Source organism: Cryobacterium frigoriphilum (genome assembly GCF_004403305.1).
GTDB lineage: Bacteria > Actinomycetota > Actinomycetes > Actinomycetales > Microbacteriaceae > Cryobacterium > Cryobacterium frigoriphilum.
Map to the genome: position 1 here is coordinate 1 of NZ_SOHE01000070.1, position 21,922 is coordinate 21,922.

Below are 21,922 nucleotides of genomic sequence, written 5' to 3' on the forward strand. Positions count from 1 at the left end.
AAGACGGACTGGACATGGTGATGATTCCTGATTCTCGCCCTACGTCAAACAGCGGACTGACTATTAGCTACTGGCCTCACCCAACCCTGACACGTAGGGGAACGCGGACTCAGCGGATCTGGCGACGATGACGTTCGGATTCTCGGTCGATACGGAAGGCCCGTGCACGGATGATTTGGCCCCCAGGACGTTCGAGTTCGACGTGCCATCAACCGAGAATCTGCCGACGTTCATCACGATAAACTTCACGTCCGGCGACACGTCCAGCTCTCAGCTGCCGGTTCTGCGGTAAGCATCGATCGCGCACGGCCGTGCCGGCAACCAGCCAACACTTTCTCACGGCGTGACCGCAGGAAATCGGCGAGACTCACGATGCTGCGTGCTATGGCTGCAAAAGGCCACCATTTGCTGCTGCGATTCACAGCGAACTGTATTGCAGTTCCTTCTTACCTACGCCTTGTTTGTGGATTCGTAAGGGTGGATTCGCCGTCTCGTAGCCACCCGTCATCTTCCCATCCCGCAGATCTCGAGTCACATTACAAATGTCTGCTGTATATCTTTGGTTAATGCCACACGCGGTGGCCGGATGACGCGGTGCGGCTGAAAGAATTGCTCAATGAGCAACCGACGCATGGGAAGACCGATGGATCCCGAGATACAGAACGCCCTGCTCGCGGCGGCTGAAGCTGTGATGGTCGGGCCGGGCTTCTCCCAGCTCACTGTCGACGGCTTGGCTCGATCAATCGGCTCGACGCGACCGACCTTCTACCGGCGCTACCTCAGCGTCGCCCACATCGCCTTCGACGTGATTGCGTCGAAGTTCGGTACCGGGGAGCCGCCGTCGACCGGTTCACTGCTCGGCGACCTCGAGACGCTGCAACGAGCCGACATCGCGATGTTCTCCTCCGACCTGTTCCGCAAGAACCTGCCCGGCCTCCTCGAGTCGATACGAACCGACGACGCCATCCGGCAGCTCTACGGAGACGCCTTCGTCGCTCGCCGTCGAGAGAACCTCGGCCGAGTAATCGAGGCGGCGATCGAACGGGGGGAACAAATTCGCGCCGACTGGGATCTCGACCTCGTTTCTGACGTGCTCGTCGGGCCCATCCTCGCTCGGACACTCTTGCCAGGAACCGCGGTACTCGACGACGACCTCGCTTGCGTCACTGCCCGCGTTGCGTATGGCGTTCTCTCCGAGCGCCGGGATCGACGTCCCGGCGGCTCATGACGCCAGCGCTCAAGCGATCCGATAGCGTGTCAACCAGCCGCCAATTCGCTGGCCCCAGCAGACCAAGTGCAAATGGCGATCGAGACGACGGAGTATTGGCCGAAATTCGCCCGTGCAGGAGAGTGTGCCAACTCGTGCAGGCGAGTTCGGACATTTGAGGCTCCCAAGGGTTTCCGCCTTGGTATCGTGCTCGAAACTCATTGCCGAAATCAAAGTGCTGCAAGGGAGCAAAGTATGTCTATCTGGGGTGTACCCCAACTAGGCGTCAGACGTCCTCATCAAAAATTGTCAGGATAGGATCACATTCTGTGTGAACTTCGGCGTTCGGTGGCGGTGTTCTGTGATCGCTCTGTGTCGCTAGTTTCCGATGACGAGGATGCTCGCGGCGGCTTAGATGACGTCGTCGGTGATGGTTTCGAGCTGGTTGATCTGGAGGATGCGGGCGATCTGCGGGAAGAGCCGCTCGAAAGTCGAAAGTTGCCGCGTGTGATGCGTGCGATTGCTGCGATTGCTTGGGCGTCGGTGAAGTCGTCAGGATCGAGGGTTCGGCCGAGTCGTTTCCAATGCCGGTTGAGGACGAAGAGTAGTTCCTCTCGGCCGAGAGCACGGTAGCGGTGGGAGAATCCGAGGCGGCTGTGTAGCTGGGCGTAGTGGCGGAATCTTTGGTCGATGCCGGGCATCCCGATGAGGATCATCGAGAGGTGGGTGCGGTCGTGGCGGTCGCGAAGTAATTCCAGTGCGGTGGGCGTGAGGCGTTCTGCTTCGTCGATAATTAGCAGTTCTACCAGGTGTGCAGCTCGTCCCGGTTTGAGACAGATCCAGCAGCTTTCTCGCTGGGTTCATTCAGACTGACTCCGCAAGGTATATACATTACAGACGCGCCCGTATACTCCCATATATCTATTGGGTTCTGGGGGCCATCTTTATGAGAGTCTTGAAATGCAAAATAATCGGATGGGCAGGCCGCATGTCTCCGGAATCACGGAGACGCTTCTCGAGGCTGCGGAGCGCATCATGATGGGGGAGGGCTACGCCGCGCTGACGGTCGATGGCCTCGTGAACGAAATTGGCACCACGCGCCCCACCTTCTACCGTCGCTTTCCGAACATCGCGCATTTAGCGCTCGAAGTGATCAAGACGCGGTTCGGCGGTGTCAACAACGTCGATACCGGATCACTCTATGAAGATCTCCTCGTGCTTCAGCGCGAAGAGATCGCCATGTATGCCTCCCCTCTGCTCCGCAACAACCTTCCCGGCATCCTCGACGCTGCTGGCGCTGACGAGACTCTTCGCGATCTGTGTGACTCACAGTTTGCCAGCCCACGCCGATCAAATGTCGCCCGTGTCATTGACGCAGCCGTACAACGTGGCGAGATCGACGGAGCTGGAATCGATATCGAATACTTCTGCGACATGCTTGTCGGGCCGGTGCTCTCCCGTGCACTCCTCCCGACAGGGGCGCCGCTCGACGACCAACTCGCACGGCTCACGACAGAATCCGCCGTCATGTGGCTCAATAACCGACTTCACACGGAAAATTGATTCACCGGCTCCGTTGCCGCGCCGCTCGGAGCATCTATGTGCCTAAACGGCACCCAAATTCTCCGACAGCACCGGAACGAACCGACCGAGAAACCTGCCATGCCGGTGCCCGCAGGAAACTCAGCGCCCACTGGTCGACCGGCTATGCGATTCGCAATCTCCAAGCCGACGATGCAGCGACAGATGTCCTCACCTCAGCCGCCTGATTACCGCACCTCCCGGCGCTTACACCCGGGGGCGGCAGATCGAGTTCGCTTTCGACGAGTCGATACCCACCAGCCCTGCCCCGTTACCTTGTAAGTAGCCCTTGAAGCTTTGCTTCTGAAGGGTGTTGGCCTGTTAGGCCCGGCATGGTTATTGCCCCCAGTCATTGATGATCCGGGGGGTGTTGTCACCGGGCCTGACTGGTACTCGATGCCGTGGATAGGCCAACCGATCCGCATGGCTGACAGGGGAACTCATGATTGAGAACTACGACAGCGTCGACGTGTTCATCGGTGTTGACGTCGGGAAAAGCGAGCATCACGCGGTCGCGTTGGACCGCACCGGGAAGCGACTTTACGACAAGGCCCTCCCGAATGACGAAGCAAAATTGCGCGCGGTCATCCGCACGCTGAAGCTGCGCGGCCAAGTGCTCCTGGTCGTTGACCAGCCCGAGACCGTCGGCGCGTTGCCCGTCGCCGTCGCTTACGCCGAAGGCATCCTCGTCGGGTATCTGTCGGGCCTGGCGATGCGGCGCATCGCCGATCTGCACCCCGGCGAAGCGAAGACCGACGCCCGCGACGCGGCGATCATCGCCGAGGCCGCCCGGACCCTCCCGCATGCGCTGCGGCCGCTGCGCCTCGAGGATGAGCAGATGGCGGAGCTGTCAATGCTGTGCGGCTTCGCACGATGACATCGTCGGCCAGATGACCGCGACCAGCAACCGGATCCGGGGGCTGCTGATGCAGGTCCACCCAGCCCTCGAGCGGGTTCTCGGCCCGCACCTCGACCACCCGGCCGTCCTGGACCTGCTGCAGAAATACCCGACACCGACCGCGATGAAGGCCGCCGGCCTGACCCGGCTTGGCACGCGCCTGCTCAAGCTCGCGCCGCGGATCGGGCGCCGCCTGGCCGAGGAAATCTTCGAGGCCCTCTCCGAACAGACCGTCGTCGTCGGCGGCACCCACGCGACGCGCGCCGTGCTGCCGCGCCTCGCCGAACAGCTGACGACGCTCCGGCATCAGCGCGCCGAGATCGCCGTGGAGGTCGAGGAGCTCGTCGAAGCCAACCCGCTGGAACCGATCCTGACGAGCATGCCCGGGGTGGGTGTGAGGGCCGCCGCCCGCCTGATCACAGAAGTCTCGGGCAAGAAGTTCTCCACCGCCGGGCACCTCGCCTCCTACGCCGGCCTCGCCCCGGTCACCCGGCGATCAGGATCATCGATCCGCGGCGAGCACCCGTCCAGACGAGGGAACAAAGCCCTGAAAGGAGCACTCTTCCTCTCCGCCTTCGCCGCGCTAAGCGACCCCGTCTCCCGCACCTACTACGACCGCAAGATCGCCCAAGGGAAACGCCACAACCAAGCCCTCATCGCCCTGGCCCGACGCCGGTGCGACGTCCTCTACGCCATGCTCCGCGACGGCACCATTTATCAAGCCCAATCACCCTCCACCCCTTGACGAACTACCTAGAGGCACCCCCGACCTCCTGCTCCAGGAGGCTGGGGGCGCAGCCCTGCTACCTGCCGCCACTACGCCATCCGCAGCCTCATTCTCGACGCTGACCTCGAAGGGGGCCGAGACTCACGACTTGATATCCGTCGTCGCGGCTCTCTACATCCCCCGCCCGCCCCTTGCCGAGCAATGAGCTTCAGCCTGAGGGGGCGACACCCCTACCGGAACTTCCGCGTCGTGTTTCTGCCCAAACAACCACTCCTGACCGATCCCGCGCGTCGTCAAACGCAGGTGGATCACATCCCATGCAAAATGCGCACGCCACCACGCGTGGTCCCAACCGAGTCGGTCTCGAAGACAAGCCGTGGTCATCGACCCAAGCAAAATTATCATGCTGGGGCGTTCCAGCCCGCTATTCCTCAATCGATATCAGTTGAATAACGTTCCGCTATAGTGTGGAACGTAAGTTTGATTTCTACCCCAGTGATAGGCCACGTTGATAAGGACGACCGACCGGGATCTCTGATATCGGCGTCGCTCTCACTGAAAGAGTGAACCATGAAAAATCGTTGGAAAAACACCATTGCTGCACTCGCCATTGCCGCGCCACTAGCGCTCAGTGCTGGACCCGCGTACGCAGCTACCGAGTATCCCACCGAGGGCGGCACGTGGAACTACGGCAATACGATGGGCCATAACTATTCCGACTACATGCTTGAGACGCGGCATGCCTCCACCGTAATCTGCGGCGACAGAACGAACCGAGTTGCGGCCGACGGGTACAAGTGGTCGAACGCTGCCCTGACTGCTGTTAGCGGGTGCGGCTTCTGGTACGACCCCATGTAGCATTGCGGCCGTGATTACGTTGATGTTTGTACCAAACAGCGCTGTAAACAGCGCTAGGAAAGGATCGGCGTGATCACTCTCGCTCGTCATGTGCACCCACTCGTTTGGATTGCCAGCGCGTGCACATGCGGCCTACTTTTCCTGCTGGGCGCACTCAGCTACCAGGTGATTGATCGCGAACAGCCACCTGGCACGAGTGCGTTCATGCAGGTTCAGCAGGTAGGCACGAGCGAAGCCAAGGCCATCAGCGCTCTTGAAGAAGCGGCGCGCACCCAGAATATTAACCTGTTGCGGGTGGGGGCGAACCCCGCAGGCCCCTCTGCGGCACCGTGGTACTTCGCTTTCGTCGGAGACCGCGGCCTGTTCGACGCTACGATTCCGGACGGTGAGTATCCGGCGTTCTCACCCGCGTCCACGCCGGAGGTCTTCGAGGGCGCGGAACTCATGAGTCTGAACCAGCCGATCCGTGGGACTTACGCGGTGCAGGGGCAGGCCACGGATCTCGCGGGACTTGGTGTCACACTGGGCGACGCTGGGCTCACGGTCACGACCCAGAAAGTCGACGCATCGCGTAGCTATCTAACTGGGTTGCTCCTCTCTTCCTCGTGGCCAATCCTGCTTGCCTCGGTCATAGCGCTTGGGCTCGTCATCATTTATTGGGTCGCGTTCAGCCGGAAAGCGACTGCATTGCAGGAGTTCCACGGCTACCGCAGGCGGCGGCTGATCCGCAATCAGGCGTCGGGTCTGATCGTCGTCTATGCGACCGCGGCTGCTGCCTCCGTAGGCGTCGGATCCGCAGTACTGGGTTTCTACAATGGCTGGAACCAGTACAGCCAGTTCATCTGGTGGGCGTGTGTGCCAATGCTGATTGTCGGTGCGATCGCACTAGGCGTGTCACTGATCGCATCAACTGCGGCGCTTCGTCTGCCAGGATACAACGCCGTTAAAGGAGCCCGCCCAATGCGGCTGCTCGCCGCCTCGGCGATTCTCTCGCAACTGCTCATGATCGTCCTGGTATACGCCTCCCTCGCGCAAGCAACAGGGGGTATCGCGACGATAACCGCCGACTCACGCACCTTCGACAGCTGGGCATCTGAAGAAAATAGCCTCACCGTTCAGATTAACCCCAATGCGTTTGAAGATCCCGCGTCTAAATCGTTCGAGCCGGACGTCGCAGCAGCGTACCGGTCGTTCGGCAATATCTTCACCGCGCTGGAATCCGAAGGAAGCGCAGTCCTCAGTTTCCATCAAGGCGACAAACACACCGACACAACGGGAGCTCCGCTGTCCAGCTATGACCCGCTCGGCGGAAACTCACTCGTCGTTAACAATAATTATCTAGACCGGCATGAAATCCTTAACGAGGATGGTACGTCTGTTAAGGATCTCCCCCCCCCCCCCCCCCGCCCGNTACTGATCCCGGAAAGCATGTCCTCGTACACAGATCAGCTCACTCAACGGTGGGCTGCGTCTACAGTCGCTGAGTATGACCCAATCGACGGTACGGAGCCCGAGGAACCCCTCCAGATCATTTCGCACATCGTGAAATCGGGCCAAGCCGTATTCAACTACGGCGACACATGGCGCATGGAGCACTGGACTCAACAGGATCCCGTAATCGCTGTGGTCTCATCGCAGACCGACTATTTCAGTGATTACATCCTCCTGGGCGTTGCGGCGAACGATGGCAACGTCATCTTCGCGGATGGAGAAAAGTTTCAGGCCCTGGCTGATGAGGCGGGGCTCACGTCTAGGTTCTCTTCGATCAGCAGTCCCGCCACGCACGCGGCCCAGGAGCTGCGCGATAGGAACACGGAGCTTCGCGTAGCTCTGGGCAATGCCTTGCTCGGCTCACTTACCTTGATCGTCACTGTGCTGCTCCTCGCTGCCATCTATGCAAACGCAACACGATATTCCTCGTTTCTGAAGCGCACACAAGGATGGAGAGGACTGCGAATTCACTGGATTTTTTTGGTGTCCATCACCGTGATCAGCGCGGCTGCTGTCACAGCAGCCACCATACTTCTCCGACCCGCTGCCTACACCAATGACCGAACGGGCATCGCCGTCGCCGTGATAATGGCTCTACTCATCGGCCTCGTGGTCTTCTTCGCAACTGCGAGTTTCGACCGACGAGCGCGCGCCGATCTCATCAAACAGCGTTGACCCCGCCGCAGCATACCGACCGAAGGATTCAACCGTGCACCGCAACACTACGACGTCACTCCCCGTTCGCGTTGAGGGCGTCGAAAAGAAGTTTGGTCGCCGCCACCTATGGAGCGACGTGAACTTCGAAGTTCACCCCGGGCAGATGCTTGCTCTGGCTGGTCCCAGCGGGTCAGGGAAGACGACCCTGCTCAACTGCATAGGCCTGCTCGAGCGAGTTGACGCTGGCACCATCACCTACGGCACTCGTGACGCAACACGTCCGAGGCGCGGCCTTCGACGACGGCTGTACCGAGACTCGATCGGATTCCTCTTCCAAGACTCCGGCCTCGTCGACTCGTGGACCGTGTACGACAACGTCGCCATCGCTCTTGGGCACCAGCGGCTGAGCAGAAGGAATAAGCAACAACAAGTCGAGAATGCTCTCGAACGCATGGGCATGGGCGGAAATTCAGGCGACCGAGTGCATACCTTGAGCGGAGGAGAACAACAACGAGTTGGCTTGGCCAGGCTGCTCCTGAAAAATGCGCAGATCGTCCTCGCGGATGAACCCACCGCATCACTCGACCATGGCAACTCCGAGATGGTCATTGGCGCGCTGCGTGATCTTGCAGATGGAGGTGCTGCCGTCGTCATCTCCACCCACGACGACCGAATAATCGAAGCAAGCGACGGAGTTGTACGCCTCGCAAGCGGCACTCGCGAGCGTGGTGCAGACGCGGTCGTTGGATGGCAGTAGTCCCGGTGAAAAGAGCTTAATGGCACTCCTGTATCGGCGCGGGCCGTGGTCGTGACATTTACCTGTTAACGGCGACCAAAAATAGGGTCAGTATTGCCAAGCGGCACTCTTGGCCCTATTTTCGGTGGGCGTCAACAGCCGGTCGGGGGCGGCGTTCTGTGATCGTTCCGTGTCGCTAATTCCCGATGACGAGGATCCTGGCGGCGGCTTCGATGACGTCGCCGGTTGGACTTCGCGAGTTCTGCCGGCGTTGCCGGTTCTGTGCGGGTCCCGTAAACGGAGATCACCTGGTGTCTTAGAAAGCTAAAGCTTTCCAAGACACTCGATCCCCACTCCCCCATCGGTCCCCACCCACAAGGTGGCGGGCCGCTCGGTGTCCCATAAATATGTCTCACCGTAAAACGTCTCAGACGACTGGCGAGACGGGGTTTGTGAGTCACAATGGACGAATGAGGCATATTGGGTACACGCGTGTAAGCACATCGAGCCAGGATGCGCAGCTGCAGCTCGACGCGCTCGTCAATGCTGGCGTGCAGAAACGCGACGTGTTCGCTGACGTCACGTCAGGGAGCAAGACCGCGATCGAACGGCCCGGGATGAAGAAGCTCCTCGGGTACGCCGAACCTGGTGACACGGTCGTCGTGTGGCGAATCGACCGGCTCGGCCGCTCCCTCATCGACGTCCTGAACACGGTGAACCTGCTGGGCGAGCGCGGCGTCCAGGTACGATCCATTTCGGATGGCATCGACCCGGCGACGTCGACGGGCCGGCTGATGCTGAACATGCTCGCCACCCTCGCCGAGTACGAGCGCGAACTTATCGTCGAACGCGTCAATGCCGGAATTGCTGCCGCCCGGCAGAACGGGACGCGCTTCGGTCGTCCGCTGTCCGATCCGGTCGTGATCGCCGACAAGCTCCAGCTCGTGGCAGAAGCCCGCGCAAAAGGCCGCACCGCCAAGGATGCAGCGCAACTGGTCGGCTGGAGCCGTGCCACCCTTTACCGTCACCAGCAAGCCAAAGCAGCCCTCAAGAGCACGACGCCCTAAGGAAGCCGTCCGACGGCCCAGAGCGGTGCCGGACTCGCCGGGACGCCCTGCTTGGCGACACGCTCATCCTTCGAGGACGAGCTTGTCTATTCCGCCGAGGGTTCCTCAGCCCAGTCGAGCGCGGCAGTGAGTTTCTCCTCGTTGGGCAGCGCGTTGCGCTCGGCCGCCGGCAGGGTGTCGTAGGTATACGTCGACACGGCCATCGGGGCATCGGTCTGACCCAAGGAGTAGCGGACGGTGTGATCGTTACGGCTGCCGCAGATGAGGATCCCGACCGTTGGATTATGCGCAGGGAGGCGGAGTTTGTCGTCGACAACGGCGATATAGAAACCGAGCTTGCCGGCGTACTCGGGCTGGAACTTCCCCGTCTTCAGCTCGACGACGACGTAGCGGAGCTGGACGACGTGGAAGAACAACAGGTCCAGGTAGAAGTCATCCCCGCCAACGTCAAAGTGCACCTGGCGGCCAACGAATGCGAAGCCAGCGCCGAGTTCGCGGAGGGTTTCCACGATGCGGTCCATCAGGGACTGTTCCAGGTCCCGCTCAGCGGCCTGGTCGGTCAGCTCGAGGAAATCGAAGACGTAGGGGTCTTTCGCGATCTGCTGCGCGAGCTCCGACTCAGCTGCGGGAAGTTGCCAAGTGAAATTGCTCGGGCCCGACCCGACCCGCTCGTGGGTACGGTTCATAATCTGGTTCATCAACACGTTCCGTGACCACCCGTGTTCAACGGCGGCTTGGGCATACCAAGTACGCGTGCGGGCATCGTCGAGCTTGTCCAGTAGAACCGTGATGTGGCCCCACGGCAATTGTCCAACAGCCTGTTGGACGATTACGCCCTCTCCTGGCCACGCCACCGCGAACGCCCTCATGTAGAAAAGATTGCTGCGAGAGAGCCCTGTCATCTGAGGGAATTCGGCTCTGAGATCAGAAGCCAATCTACCCACGACACCACTCCCCCACGCTTGGCTTTCCTGCTGGGCGAGTATCTCGCTCCCGATACCCCAATACAGTTCGAGGAGCTGGGTGTTGACCACACGCTGAGCCCGCACCTGCGCATTCCGAACGCGCACCTTCAGACCCCGTAAAAGTTCGGCGTATCCCTCAGGGAGGGCGAGCTCGGTGTGCGTGGTCATGTCCTTCATTCTGTCCGATGCGCGCGTCGAGTCGCGCCGGCAGCTGGGTTGATGGTCCTGAGCAGCTCCAATGCTCGCGAAGCATCCTGTCGGTGGCTCGCCGTAAGGTCATGTCACCGGAGATTCCGGTGCAAGGCGAAGGAGCCTGAAATGCGCGTTCCACCGTATTACTCGACCAATCCGAATGACCCCGACGTGCACCACGTGCACAGCGACTGCCCCTCCGGAAAGCAAATCCCGGCCTCAAACAGGCGGCCAGGCACAAACAACCAGCGACTCTGCCGGACTTGCGCTGGCATGTAAAGATCACGGGTGCGGCCCTGGCTCCGAGCGAGACAGGGCCCCACTGCCGGTATCAATTGGCTGACCTGGTCACGGGGTCATTCCCGCCGACGTCAGCTGGGGTTGCGTCCGGCGCCCTGGCCACCGCGCAGCACATAGGGAACGTTACAGTGCTGATCGCAATGCCCATACCGGCGCCGAAACCGGCGCTAGCAACCAGTGGCAGCTTTCGCGGCATTTCCGCCACAGCACGTCAGATCCCAGACGACGAGTAAAGACACCGTCGGGGAAGGCACCGATCTCCACCTCAACAAGCACTACCAAGCCGTTATCCGTCCAGTTGAACGCTAGACCCGCCGAGATCAGGTGTCAGAAAGCCAATCCAGACCCTATTCGGACACGGATTCCGCATCGCTCTTCACACCCAATTCGGGTACACCCCAAACGGGCAAATAATCTTTGTCCTGATAGACAATAACTTTCATGCGGACGACTTGAAAACACCGCGGTGCGGTTTTTATCGAGGTAGATATCGGTGGATGGGTTCTATTGTTTGGTCAGCCCGCATTCAATGCGACGGGAGGATTACTCGCTCGCTTGCCGGACCATCCGACGACTCCAATCAAAGTGGACCTTTGATACTGCGCGCAGCAGAGGCAATCAGGCGGGTCGTATGCTCATAGCGAAGCGACCCAACGATCATTACTAGTGGAGAGAGGAGAACAGATGATCGACTTGAAAGTAGATTTCAGTGACGAGCTTGCTGATGGCGTGGAGCTAATCCTCGCGATCAGACAGGCTGCCGCGCGAAATGCGCCGCCTGAAGAGATAGACCGGATATTTCAGGACTGCAAAAACAGGACGCGGACCGATGGAGGTCCCTCCTCGAATCCGAGGGTGACGACGACAGTACTTGATCGTTCGTGGACGGCCGGTACGTTCCCTGGCGATGCCTTCACGTTGGCGCTGCCGAATAGGAACTGCTCAAACTCGGCAAAGAACTCCCGCGACTTTGTGGAGGACATTCACCCTTCCTTTGTCGTCGCCAACGACAGGTCTAAATCTTCGGTCGGGGACGTGTTGGGACAGCCTGAAAGTCGTGCTGTTGCTCAAGATCGAGGTCAACGTCGCGCCCGCGAATTCGCCGGAGACGTTCGGCTACCCTAGCGTTGCCCGCCGCAGTCTCCGCACCGGACAGTCGCTGCCGTAGCTCCGCTATTCGACGTCTCGCCTCAACCGCTGTGTGGTCCTCAAGCACGCGAAGCCGCTCAAGGGATGCGGATGCCCCCGTGTGCGCATCGCCGTCGGGGCGGACGGCACCCAGCGGTAACTCGGCATCCGTAATCTGGTACAGGTCGCGGAAAGCGAGCACGTTGCCGAGGTCATGCCGCCATGCCTGCCGTAGGAAAGAATCATCGGGCTGGAGCCGAAGGGTCGCAATCCACGGTTCCGGTGCCGCGGCCGCCGTATCAATGAGCGCCGTGGTTCGGTTCCCTATAAGACCTGCCTGAGCGAGCAACCAATCTCGGACTTCGCTGTTGTCGCCAGCAGCTCCGGTTGGCGGTGGAGTCACCCAAGTCGGCAGCCCGCTATCGCCCGCCGGAGCCACGGGCGCTCCGATGCGGTGATGATAGATTTTCGCGAACGACTGAACGGTCGAGTCGGTTCCGGCGTCCTTGGCCCGCGCGGCCGCAGCGAGCTGCGCGCGCACGTCGGCGCCCCGCGCCTCATGCGCAGCCAGCCGACTTGCGAGATGCGTCCACGCTTCGTCGTTGACAACCCGATCGGCGATACCAGCGTCGAGCACATCGCGGACGACCGCTTCCATCCGCTCGCTCTGGTCCGGGTCGTAGACCCGCGCGAGCGCATCCTCGTAGGCCGGCAGCAACGTCGAGAGACTCGCCGCGGCATCCTGCTCGCGTTGGATCTCCTCGGTCGCCGACCGCTCCGCGCCCTCGCGCGCGAGCACCGCAGTGAGGGCATCGATGATCGACGTGCGCAGGTGATCGGGAGCATGAGCATCCACCTCGAGGGTCTCCTCCACGACCGCATACATCCGGTTGGATTCGCGGCCACGGGTGGCCGCGACGTAAAGCTGCTCCCGTGACGTCGACTGCGGGTCCACAAGAATATGGGAGGTATCCACGGTCATGCCCTGCACCCGATTAATCGTGGCCGCGTAGCCGAGCTCCACATGCGTGGCCACGTATTCGGCCGGCAGGGTCAGCACTCCCCCGTGCCGGAGGCTCTTCACCTTCAAGTCACCGCCCTCATCGCTCATGATCGTCCAGAGATCGCCGTTCGCCACGAAATCCTTGCCCTGGTTGGATCGCAGCTTCCGGTCGTTCTGCCGCGTCACGATCACATCGTTTACGCCGGCCTTGTTCCCATCATGCAGCAAGGCACCGCTCTTGCCGACAGCACCCTGACCGATCAGGTCCAGTCGCGCACGCGCATTCAGCGCGGCGACCTCCTCGTTCGTTCCCGCGACCATGATGGAGTGTCGATGATCGGCGCGATCCGCGGCCCACGCCACATAAATCTCTTCCAGCATGCTCTGACGGATGCCACCCCGCGTTCGATCCGCGGTGACATAGAAGTCCAGCGACCCGCTCGCACCATCTCGCAGCAGAAGGGACGCCGTCGCTTCCGCCGTGTCGACGAAACGATGCACCTGGTCGAGGTAGCTCGCGCCCACGCGCTGCTCAATCAGGCGCAGGGCTCCCCCGGATTCGACCGCGGCCAGCTGCGCCGGATCCCCCAAGAGACGGATCGTGGCCCCGTGCAGCTGGGCGAGCTCCAACACATCGGCCAGCAACGGGGTCGAGGCCATCCCGGCCTCATCGATGAGAAGAACCGTGCTCCCGTCGATGCGGTACTGGTCCGATTCCTGCTGCTCCGGCGACCCATTGCGGTGTACGTCCACCAGCTTGTGCGCCGTCTCCGCCTCAACTTTGATCTCCTCGGCCAGCACCGTCGATGCTGCCGCCGTCGGGGCCAAAGCCAGTACCCGGCCGCCGCCCGCTTCGACGGCACGGGCGAACGCGCGCATCGCGGTCGTCTTGCCGGTTCCGGCCGGCCCGATTCCGACCTCGAGGAGGCGGCCACCGGATGCGAAGCGGCGGGCCAGCTCCACCTGGGACGCATCCAACGGGTAAGGACTCGAGGCGTTCAACGTTTCCACTGTGGTGGCGAAAATCGCCGGGTCGACAGCGAAGCCGGCAACGGTCCGAGCCGCATCGATCAGGCTGTCCTCAATGGCGAGAATGCGCGCCGAGGTGAACCGTTCCGTCCCGTGCACACGGTAAGCGGACTCGCCGTCTTGGCGCTGCAAAGCCTCGGGGACCGGGTTGAGTGTCGGCGCGGTGACGGCAATCACGCGCGCCATAACGGCCTGCGCGACACCCTCTGCGATCTGCTGCGCATCGACGCCAGGGCTCACGTTTGCGAAGGTCCGGGCGATGCGTTGCGCCTCCGCTGCAACATGCGACCGCCGCCAGGTTGCCCGGCTGTCTTCGACCGTGTGCAGCACCCGATCGGCGAGCTCGTCGATACTCAACGCTGCAAGGGTCTGGTCCTGCGCCGACAGCTGCTGTCGTTGCCGGACCGTAGTTCCGATCGTGTCTACGGCGACCTCACCGATGATCCTGACCGCGGCCAGCCGCCACTCCGCGCGCTGCCGCGTCAGGCTCTTCGGAGCGCTCTTGCCCTCGCGGGTTTCCAAGGTTGCACGCTGCGCGAGGCTCAACTGCACCGACTTCGGCGGGGTGCGGCCATGCTTGGCCACGTACTCCTGCACCAGGGTTTCGTAGGCATCTTCAATGGCCGCGCGACGGGAGGAGAACGAGTCACGCAGCTCCCGGCTGATGCCGGCGATCTCGCGCACGCTGCGCTTGTTCCGGCCGCGCGTCTCGTCCACGAAAGTCACTCCGAGGCGGTTCCGGACCTCCTGCTCAACAAGGGTGTTGTAACGTTCGGATGCCGCAACGCCGAGCGCGTGCAGCACCCGTCCGTCCAACGAACGCCACTTCCCATCGAGGCCCTGCACCTTCGTCGACACGGCAACGTGGGTGTGCAGGTTGGGGTCACCAGTGCGGGAATCGCGGTGTTCGAACGCGGTGGCAACGAACCCGTGGGTGTCGACCTGCGCGACCCCGCCGGCACCAACGCGCGTAACACCGGCCTCGGTTTCGAGCCAGGAAACGGTGGCCTGCCAGGCGGCGTTGTGGGCCTCGCGCACCTGCTCCGAGGTGTCCAGATCGCCGAGCGCCCAGAGCACAGACACGCTTTTCACCGGCGTGAACACCAGGTCGTATCCGGCGACGGGCTGCCTGGGCGCCTTGCCCATTTGTGAGAGATGGGTGGCCACTTCGGCATCCGTTGCCGCCCGTTTCAACGTGGCTGCTACCCGGTCGGCAGCGATGTTCCATCGGATCAGATCCCGCTCGACGCCGGGTTCGGGACTGCGCCCGTTCGTAGCCGTGAACTCGGTGTACGCGTCGGCGACGGCGTCATCCCAGCCGTCCGCGATCGCTTGGATGCGCGGGAACCGGCGCCCCAGCCGGGATGCCTGCACGGCGTCCTCCGGGGTCGCTCCCCCGGCGACGGCAGCACGGATCGCAGCCTCCGCGTCCGGGTGCAACCCGTCACCGAACAGGGCCTGCATCTGCTCTTCAGAGACCGCCCCGGAGACGCCGAGGTTGGCCAGGCCCGACCCGAGCCATTGCCCGACCGGGTTACCCTCGGCGGTGTAGTACTCAGTGAGGTCTTCGCCCCGGCGCACGGAATGGTCCCCCGCCGCGACCTGGCGGGTCAGGTAGGTGTAGCCATCACCGGCGTGAAGAACGTGCACGGTCATCATGGCGAAACCACCTCCCTTCAGACAGGTTAATGCCTGAATCCTCTCCGGACACTACTAGTGCAAGAGGTGTGTCTATCTGCTTTGCCTTTTTGGGTGAGGTTTGAGAGCTGGTCGATTCTGTGAAAAGTTTGACTTGCGTGACGTTCGATACGGGATGAATCTGAATTCATGGGGGCACTTGATATGGCAACGAAACAGACTGGTAAGAAGATCGACGCCCGGGAGAGGGCACGACTCGCCCGCACCCGGGTTGATCAGGTCCGCGCGGAGCGGGACAACAAGATCGAAGCAACGCTCGCGGAGTTCTTCACGGCCGGCGATGAGCGCGAGGCTTTGATCGTCCAACTCGCCGCCCTCGAGAACACCATGGGCAACACCGTGACGAGTCTCTTCGATCTGGGCGAGAGCGCCAGCCGGGTCGCCGATCTCACCGCCCTCCCACCCAAAGAAGTGAAGCGGATACGCGCCCTCGCCACGGCGACACCAGCGGCGCCCGCTCTCCCCCAGACTTCAACCTCGTAGAGGCCTATCAGCCCGGACGTCACTGATGTGTGTGAGGCGCCTGACTGGGCGCGTGCGGTCGCTCGGCGGTTACACCCGCGGTCGTTGCGAGATCGGGTGGATGCTCGGATCCGGGTCGACGTGATGCTCGTCGGCTTTCGCACGGGTTCGCGCGGCGAGTTCCTTGACGCGATCGCGCCCGGCCGCGGCACCATCTGCACCCGGCGCATCCGTCGCCTCAGCCCGCGGGTTCTGCTCGCTGGCCATCGCCGCAAGGCCCGACTGCACCCGGGCCTGCCGGTCCTGCGCTTCGCGGAGGTCGGCACTGTGCTTGAACGGGTCGTCGATGCGCGCGTCCACCTCGGTGATCGTCGTCTCGGCGTCGACCCGCTTCTGCTGCGTCTCGGTGATTAGTTTGGGCAACGACGCAGCCCGGTTCTCGATCTGCCGCACGAGACCCACCCCCGCCTCGGCAAACTGGTTCAGCGGCACCGTCACGCTCGCCCCCGGCACCCCGCGCAGCTCCGCAACAATGTGCACCTGACCCAGCGACGTGCGTGAGGCCACGTCGATCGGGAACCCGCCAACCTGACCCAACTCGCCCAGCTTCCGATCGGCGTTCGTGGGCAGATACCGCACGCCGTTACGCGCCGCCCACTCCCCGATCGCGACGCCGGCATCCGCTCGTTTGCCGTACTGCCGACCGGCCACCGTCATCCGGAACAGGTCATCGCTCGTGTCCACGACCCGGGGAAGCGCGGCTGTCAGCAGATCGATGTCACGGTCCAGCACCCCAACCTGACTACTCGCGTTCACGCGCATGCTCACCAGGTTCGTCTGGTTGCGCTGCCAAGCTCGCTCAAGGCGCTGCAGTCTCGACACATCATTGTTCGCGACGGACTGCTCCATCAAAAGCGGGTTTCCCGAGGAGAGCGCCTTGGTCTCCGCGGCGCCGAGGGCGACATCGCCGATGTCTTCGATCTCGCGCATGTCGAGCCGCCCGCGCATGATCTGGGAAATGAACTTCGCCTTCCGCTCCACGGTCTGCCACATATAGCTGTCGAAACTGCGCTCGACGACATACCGGTAGAGACTAACCTCGGCGTTCTGGTTTCCCTGCCGCACGATGCGCCCGTCGCGCTGTTCGATATCGGCCGGCCGCCACGGGCAGTCCATATGGTGCAGCGCAATCGCGCGTGCCTGCACGTTCGTCCCGACGCCCATCTTCGCCGTCGACCCGACGAGTACGGCCACATGGCCGGCCCGCGCGGCTGCGAACAGGCGAGCTTTATCCGGGTCCGTTTTCGCTTCGTGAATATAGCGGATGGCCTCGGCCGGCATCCCGCCGTCGACAAGCTTCAGGCGCAGCTCGTCATACGCATTCCACCGGTCGGGCTTCGGCGTGCCCAGGTCACTGAACACCAACTGCAACGCACCCGGTGTAGGCGAGGGCTCCTTCGTCACGTCGTCTAGGTAACTGAGGTGCTTGGTCTCGTTCCAGATGCGCAGCACCTGGTGCGCGACGGCGTCGATCTTCGTTGGCCCGTTCGGGCGGTCGCCGCCGACCATCCGCACGTCCAGGGCGGCCTTGCGGCCATCCGTGGATATCTTGAGCATGTTGTCGTCTTCGGGACGCACCGACTTGTTGGCCACTCGCTCGGCACGCTCGCCGATGTCGGCGATGTAGGCCTCGAGCTCGGGGCCGGGCTGCAGCACGAGGTTCTCGGGCACCCGCTGCCCGTCGGAGCGTTCCCGCAGCAGCGGGGTGGGGAGTTTGAGGTCTTCGGCGGTTTTCACGTCAGCGAAGACGTGCCACATCCGCAGCATTTCGGGCACGTTCTGGAACTTCGCGAACCGGGTCTTCAGTCGGAAGTTCCCACCTCCCGTGGGCGCCATCTCCATCTCCGTGACCGTCTGCCCGAACGTCGCCGCCCAGGCGTCGAAGTGGCCGATGCCGGCATTCTCGAGCAGGTCGGGGCGCAGATAGCGCTGCATCACATATGCCTCGGTGATGCTGTTGGCCAGGGGCGTGGCCGTGGCCACGGTGACGACGCGGTCGCCGTGCTGGGAGCGCAGGTATTCGAGCTTCATGTGCAGGTCCGTGGCCCGGCCTGCCCCGGCGATGCGGGCATCCTGAATGCTGGACTCGGTGGCGAGGTTCTTATAGTCGTGCATCTCGTCGACGACGACGTAGTCGATCCCGGTCGACTCGAAGGTGATGCCGGCATCGCGGGGCTTGTCCGTGAGCTCTTTGTAGGTCTGCTCGAGGGACAGCAGCTTCTTTTCGATGCGCTTGACGCTCATCGCGTCCTCGCCGGTGGCCTCCTCGAACACGGCTCGGAGCGTGTCGAGTTCCCGGCTGATGTAGCCGGCTTCGGCGGCCGGCGAGAGAGGGATGCGCTGGAAGGCGGTGCGCGTCATGATGATGGCGTCCCAGTCGTTCGCGGCCGCGCGGGCGACGAACAGTCGGCGTTTGTCACCGGCGAGGTCGTCGCTCGATGAGGCCAGGATGCGTGCCTGCGGGTAGATCTGCAGCCACTCGCGGGCGAACTGCTCGAGCATATGGTTGGGCACCACGACGACGGGTTTGGTGACCAGGCCCATTCGACCCAGTTCCATGGTGCCCATCACCATTTCCGCGGTCTTGCCTGCGCCGACCTGGTGGAACAGCCCGACGGCGGGTTCGGACAGCATCCGTGCCACGGCGGCACGCTGATGCGGTCGTGGCACAAAGTTCAGCGCGACCCCGGGCAGGGTGAGGTAGCCGCCCTCCTGGCTGTAGTCGCGCAGAGCGATGGAGTTGAACCGGCGGTTGTACTCATCGGTGAGGCGTTCCGCCCGCTCCGGGTTCTCCCAGACCCACTCGCCGAAGCGTTCCTGCAGCTGGTCGGCTTTCTCCTGCGCGGCCGTGGTCTCCAGGGCGTTCACGACCCGTTTCTTCGTGCCCAGCTCCTCATACTCGTCATAGACGGTGATGGGCTTCTGCTCCATCAGCGCCTGGCTGAGCATGGTCGCCGGGCGGCGCACGGTGCCCCACTCGCTGGTGGCGCGCAGTGTCTGCCGGTTGCCGCGCACCTCCCACATTCCCGGCATCGGGTTTTCTACCCGGATGCTGCGATCGCGCAGGAGCTCCCGGAGAAACTGCTGGTGAGTGTCGGCGTCGACCCACACGGCGCCGAGCCGTGCCTGGATCTGTTCCATGGTGAGCTTCTCCGGCATGGCCGCTTGCAGTGCCGCCACGTTCACGGCAAAGCGGTCGGGCTCGGTCTCGGCGGCGGCCTGTGCGGCGTCGAGCTTGACCCGCACATCGCCGGAGAGGTACTCGGGAGCGTGGATCAGGTTGCCGGTGGTGGGGTCGTCGTAGACCATCTCTCCGAGGCCCGCGCGGGCATCCGCTTCGGTCCGGCCGAGCAGGTGCGCGATCGTGTCGAGGTCGATGCGGCCGGTGCGATCCAGGCTCAGATTGATCGCCTCGGCAGGGGTATCGGCGCCCTGGGCGATAGGGCGCTGGGCGACGACACGCTGTTTGAGCATCGCAGCCGGTGACGCGGTCTGCCGTTCCTCGTCGAAGCGTTCCAAGGCCATGACGAGCGGCCCGAACGGATCGGCGCGCAGGATGCGCGCCGGGGTGGGCGTAATCCGGGCCGTGCCAGCTTCGCCCGTGTCCGGGTCGTCGCGGCCGGTGGAGCGCAGGGTGAAGCGGTTGAGCGGCCCGTATCGGGTCTGGTAATCGTCAAATCGCGCGCCCAGAGTGGCGCGGGTGTCGACGATCTCGTCGGTGTCATCGACCGTCGCCGCTTCCAAGGCCAGCAGGGTCGTCGCGCCGTCGCGGAGGCCGAGCAGCGCGGTTAGTTCGGTGGCCGCATTCTTCGGCACTTTGAGCGCGGTGTGCACGCCGGCGCGCACGACGGTGAAGGTGCCGTCGTGCTGGGCGACGATGGTGCCGTCCCACTGGGTCGGTTCGGCGGGCCGGTAGGTTGCCAGCGCGCGCTCCGAGAGCGCGCTGCGCGCCGTCATCCGTTGGCCGGCTGCGGTCGCATCGGCGACGACACCGCTGAGGGCCGTGCGGAGGTCGGCCGGGGTGTTCGTGAGGTCGGCGGCCGTCACGGTGAGGGTGTCGTTGCCGTACATTCCGGTGCCGACATGCACCTCGCCGAGGACGTTTTCGGGACGCTGGTCGAAATAGGAGTTGATCTTCACCATGCGCTCATCGATCTGCTGTGCGGTGACGGTTTCCCAGAGTTGGGAGACCGCCGGCTCGCCGATCTCCCGGCGGCGGAAGACCAGCAGGTCGGTCACGACGTCGGTTCCGGCGGCGCGGCGGTGCGCCCCGGAGGGCAAACGGACGGCACCGACGAGATCGGCCATCGCGTTCATCTCACGGCGGGCGGCGGGGTTCTGCGCGTCGAGCGTGTAGTGGCTGGTCAGCACCGCTACCAGCCCGCCGGGACGGGTGAGCGCCAGGGACTTGATGATGAAGTGGTTGTGGATCGAGTGCCGGCCGGTGTTGTGTGCCGGGTCGTGCAGGCGCACGTCCGCGAACGGCACGTTGCCGACCGCGGCGTCGAAGTATCCGGTTGGGAACCGGCTGTCGGCGAAGGATTCGGCGCGAATCTCGGCCTGCGGGTAGAGGCCGCTCGCGATCAGGGCCGTCGTGCTGTCGAGTTCGATGCCGGTCATCCGGGCGCCTTCGGGGGCCAACCCGATGAAGGTGCCGGATCCCGCGCCGGGCTCCAGAACCTGGCCGCCGTCAAAGCCGAGGTCGGTGAGGGCCGCCCAAATTTCGCGCACGTAGGCCGGGTCGGTGTAGTGGGCGTTGATCGTGGTGCGGCGCGCCTCGGCGTAGGCGTCATCGCTGAGGAGCGATTTCAGTTCGGTGCGTTCGCTCGCCCAGTTGTCTTTGGACTCGTCGAAGACGTCAGGCACGGCGCCCCAGCTCGACCACCGGGCGAGCGTCTGGTGCTCATTGCCGGTGGCCGGTCGGCCGTCGGCGTGCAGCTGCTGGGACAGCCGGATCGCGGCAACGTTTGCGCCGAACCGCGCTTTCGCTCCGGAGGGGGCGAGGCTGTCTTGATTTCCCGGGGTGAAGCTCGGTGCGGCTACTCCGGGTGCGTCTCGGTGGTCTGCTGGTAGCGGATGTCCGCTACTCGCTTCATCGTGTCGGTGTGCGCGGTCAAGAACCGGCTCGGGCTCTCCGCCGCCAGCAGCTCCTGAATGAAGCTCACCGGCACGGCCCACTCCGCGGCCATCCGTTCCTCTTCGTCCGTCGACGTCACCCCGTCCGGGCTGTCCTGCACGCTTTCCGCCCATCGTGCCAGTGCCGAGTCCATCGGCCGGGTGGTTTCCCACTCGTCCCGCTCCTCGTCCGCCGATAGCTCCGGTGTTGTGATCCAGACGAGGTCGGCCAGCACGATCTCCTCGGCCTGTTTCTGCGCCATCGTGAGCCGGCCCACCTTCTCCAGGTACCTTTCCCCCACCGGGTCCGGCCCGGCGATCCTCTGGCTCAGGTCGTCGACCTGGCTCAACACCTGTTCGCCCAACTCCTCGAAGTACTGCGCCGGGTTCGGCAACGCCGCGTACCGGCTCGGTGCCGCCGTCTTCCAGTGATCCTCGGCTATCAGTGCGTACTTGTTCATGATTGCCACCATCCTGTTCAGTCCAAAAGTCATCAAAGCTCAGCTGGCCTCTGGCCAGGGCCGTTTCAACAGGCGAGGGCGGCGCGGTGCGGACCGCCTCGATCTGCGCATCCGCGGTGCTGTCGTCGAGTCCCCAGAGGTCGAATTCGCCCTGGGCTGGTGAAACATGGTTTTTCGAGCGCCTGCCGGCGGCAAAGTCAAGTCGTCGGAGCAACGTGGTGGTTTTAGGCTGCGAGGAGCAGCTGGTTGAGCCGTTGGCCCGGGGTGTCGAGGTCGAGGGTGGGGCG

Annotated in this window: 11 protein-coding genes and 2 pseudogenes; 8 read left to right on the plus strand and 5 right to left on the minus strand. The window is 63.2% G+C overall.

All coding sequences use genetic code 11. The features are described 5' to 3' along the window. Positions 1 to 616: 616 nt before the first annotated feature. On the plus strand, positions 617 to 1,228 hold the full coding sequence (locus tag E3T55_RS16705) for a TetR-like C-terminal domain-containing protein (RefSeq protein ID WP_134520693.1): 612 nt from the start codon (positions 617 to 619) through the stop codon (positions 1,226 to 1,228). Between the two features lie 390 nt (positions 1,229 to 1,618). Here the strand turns inward: E3T55_RS16705 and E3T55_RS16710 are convergent. After that, positions 1,619 to 2,016: pseudogene (locus E3T55_RS16710) on the minus strand (AAA family ATPase); the annotation flags it as partial. Between the two features lie 151 nt (positions 2,017 to 2,167). Between E3T55_RS16710 and E3T55_RS16715 the strand changes: the two are divergent. From E3T55_RS16715 to E3T55_RS16740, 5 genes and pseudogenes are all read left to right on the plus strand, one after another. Continuing rightward, positions 2,168 to 2,770 carry a TetR/AcrR family transcriptional regulator gene (locus E3T55_RS16715; protein ID WP_119970621.1) on the plus strand — a complete coding sequence of 201 codons (603 nt, stop codon included), beginning with the start codon at positions 2,168 to 2,170 and terminating at the stop codon, positions 2,768 to 2,770. Between the two features lie 460 nt (positions 2,771 to 3,230). Next, a pseudogene (locus tag E3T55_RS16720) lies at positions 3,231 to 4,431 on the plus strand (IS110 family RNA-guided transposase). Between the two features lie 552 nt (positions 4,432 to 4,983). Continuing rightward, complete coding sequence (locus tag E3T55_RS16725) at positions 4,984 to 5,271, plus strand: lactococcin 972 family bacteriocin (RefSeq protein ID WP_119970619.1); 288 nt, start codon at positions 4,984 to 4,986, stop codon at positions 5,269 to 5,271. 2,200 nt (positions 5,272 to 7,471) lie between these two features. Further along, positions 7,472 to 8,176, plus strand: a complete 705-nt coding sequence (locus tag E3T55_RS16735; protein ID WP_198418594.1) for an ABC transporter ATP-binding protein — start codon at positions 7,472 to 7,474, stop codon at positions 8,174 to 8,176. A 449-nt stretch (positions 8,177 to 8,625) separates the two neighbouring features. Continuing rightward, complete coding sequence (locus tag E3T55_RS16740; protein WP_119970615.1) at positions 8,626 to 9,222, plus strand: recombinase family protein; 597 nt, start codon at positions 8,626 to 8,628, stop codon at positions 9,220 to 9,222. Positions 9,223 to 9,308: 86 nt separating this feature from the next. Here the strand turns inward: E3T55_RS16740 and E3T55_RS16745 are convergent, their stop codons facing one another. Beyond that, positions 9,309 to 10,355 carry a PDDEXK nuclease domain-containing protein gene (locus E3T55_RS16745; RefSeq protein ID WP_134520695.1) on the minus strand — a complete coding sequence of 349 codons (1,047 nt, stop codon included), beginning with the start codon at positions 10,353 to 10,355 and terminating at the stop codon, positions 9,309 to 9,311. A gap of 1,339 nt (positions 10,356 to 11,694) precedes the next feature. Continuing rightward, complete coding sequence (gene mobF, locus E3T55_RS16750; RefSeq protein WP_134520696.1) at positions 11,695 to 15,498, minus strand: MobF family relaxase; 3,804 nt, start codon at positions 15,496 to 15,498, stop codon at positions 11,695 to 11,697. Between the two features lie 183 nt (positions 15,499 to 15,681). Here mobF and E3T55_RS16755 point away from each other — a divergent pair, with 183 nt between their 5' ends. Next, complete coding sequence (locus E3T55_RS16755) at positions 15,682 to 16,020, plus strand: hypothetical protein (RefSeq protein WP_134520697.1); 339 nt, start codon at positions 15,682 to 15,684, stop codon at positions 16,018 to 16,020. A gap of 69 nt (positions 16,021 to 16,089) precedes the next feature. On the opposite strand, the gene E3T55_RS16760 is transcribed toward E3T55_RS16755, so the two are convergent. Further along, entirely contained in the window at positions 16,090 to 20,925 is a 4,836-nt protein-coding gene (locus E3T55_RS16760; RefSeq protein ID WP_174775485.1) for a helicase, read from the minus strand. Positions 20,926 to 21,098: 173 nt separating this feature from the next. Further along, positions 21,099 to 21,635, minus strand: a complete 537-nt coding sequence (locus tag E3T55_RS16765; RefSeq protein WP_134520698.1) for a hypothetical protein — start codon at positions 21,633 to 21,635, stop codon at positions 21,099 to 21,101. Between E3T55_RS16765 and E3T55_RS20335 the strand changes: the two genes are divergently transcribed. Then, positions 21,634 to 21,798, plus strand: a complete 165-nt coding sequence (locus tag E3T55_RS20335; protein ID WP_166791816.1) for a hypothetical protein — start codon at positions 21,634 to 21,636, stop codon at positions 21,796 to 21,798. The two genes, E3T55_RS16765 and E3T55_RS20335, sit on opposite strands and share 2 nt — an antisense overlap. Positions 21,799 to 21,922 lie beyond the last annotated feature (124 nt).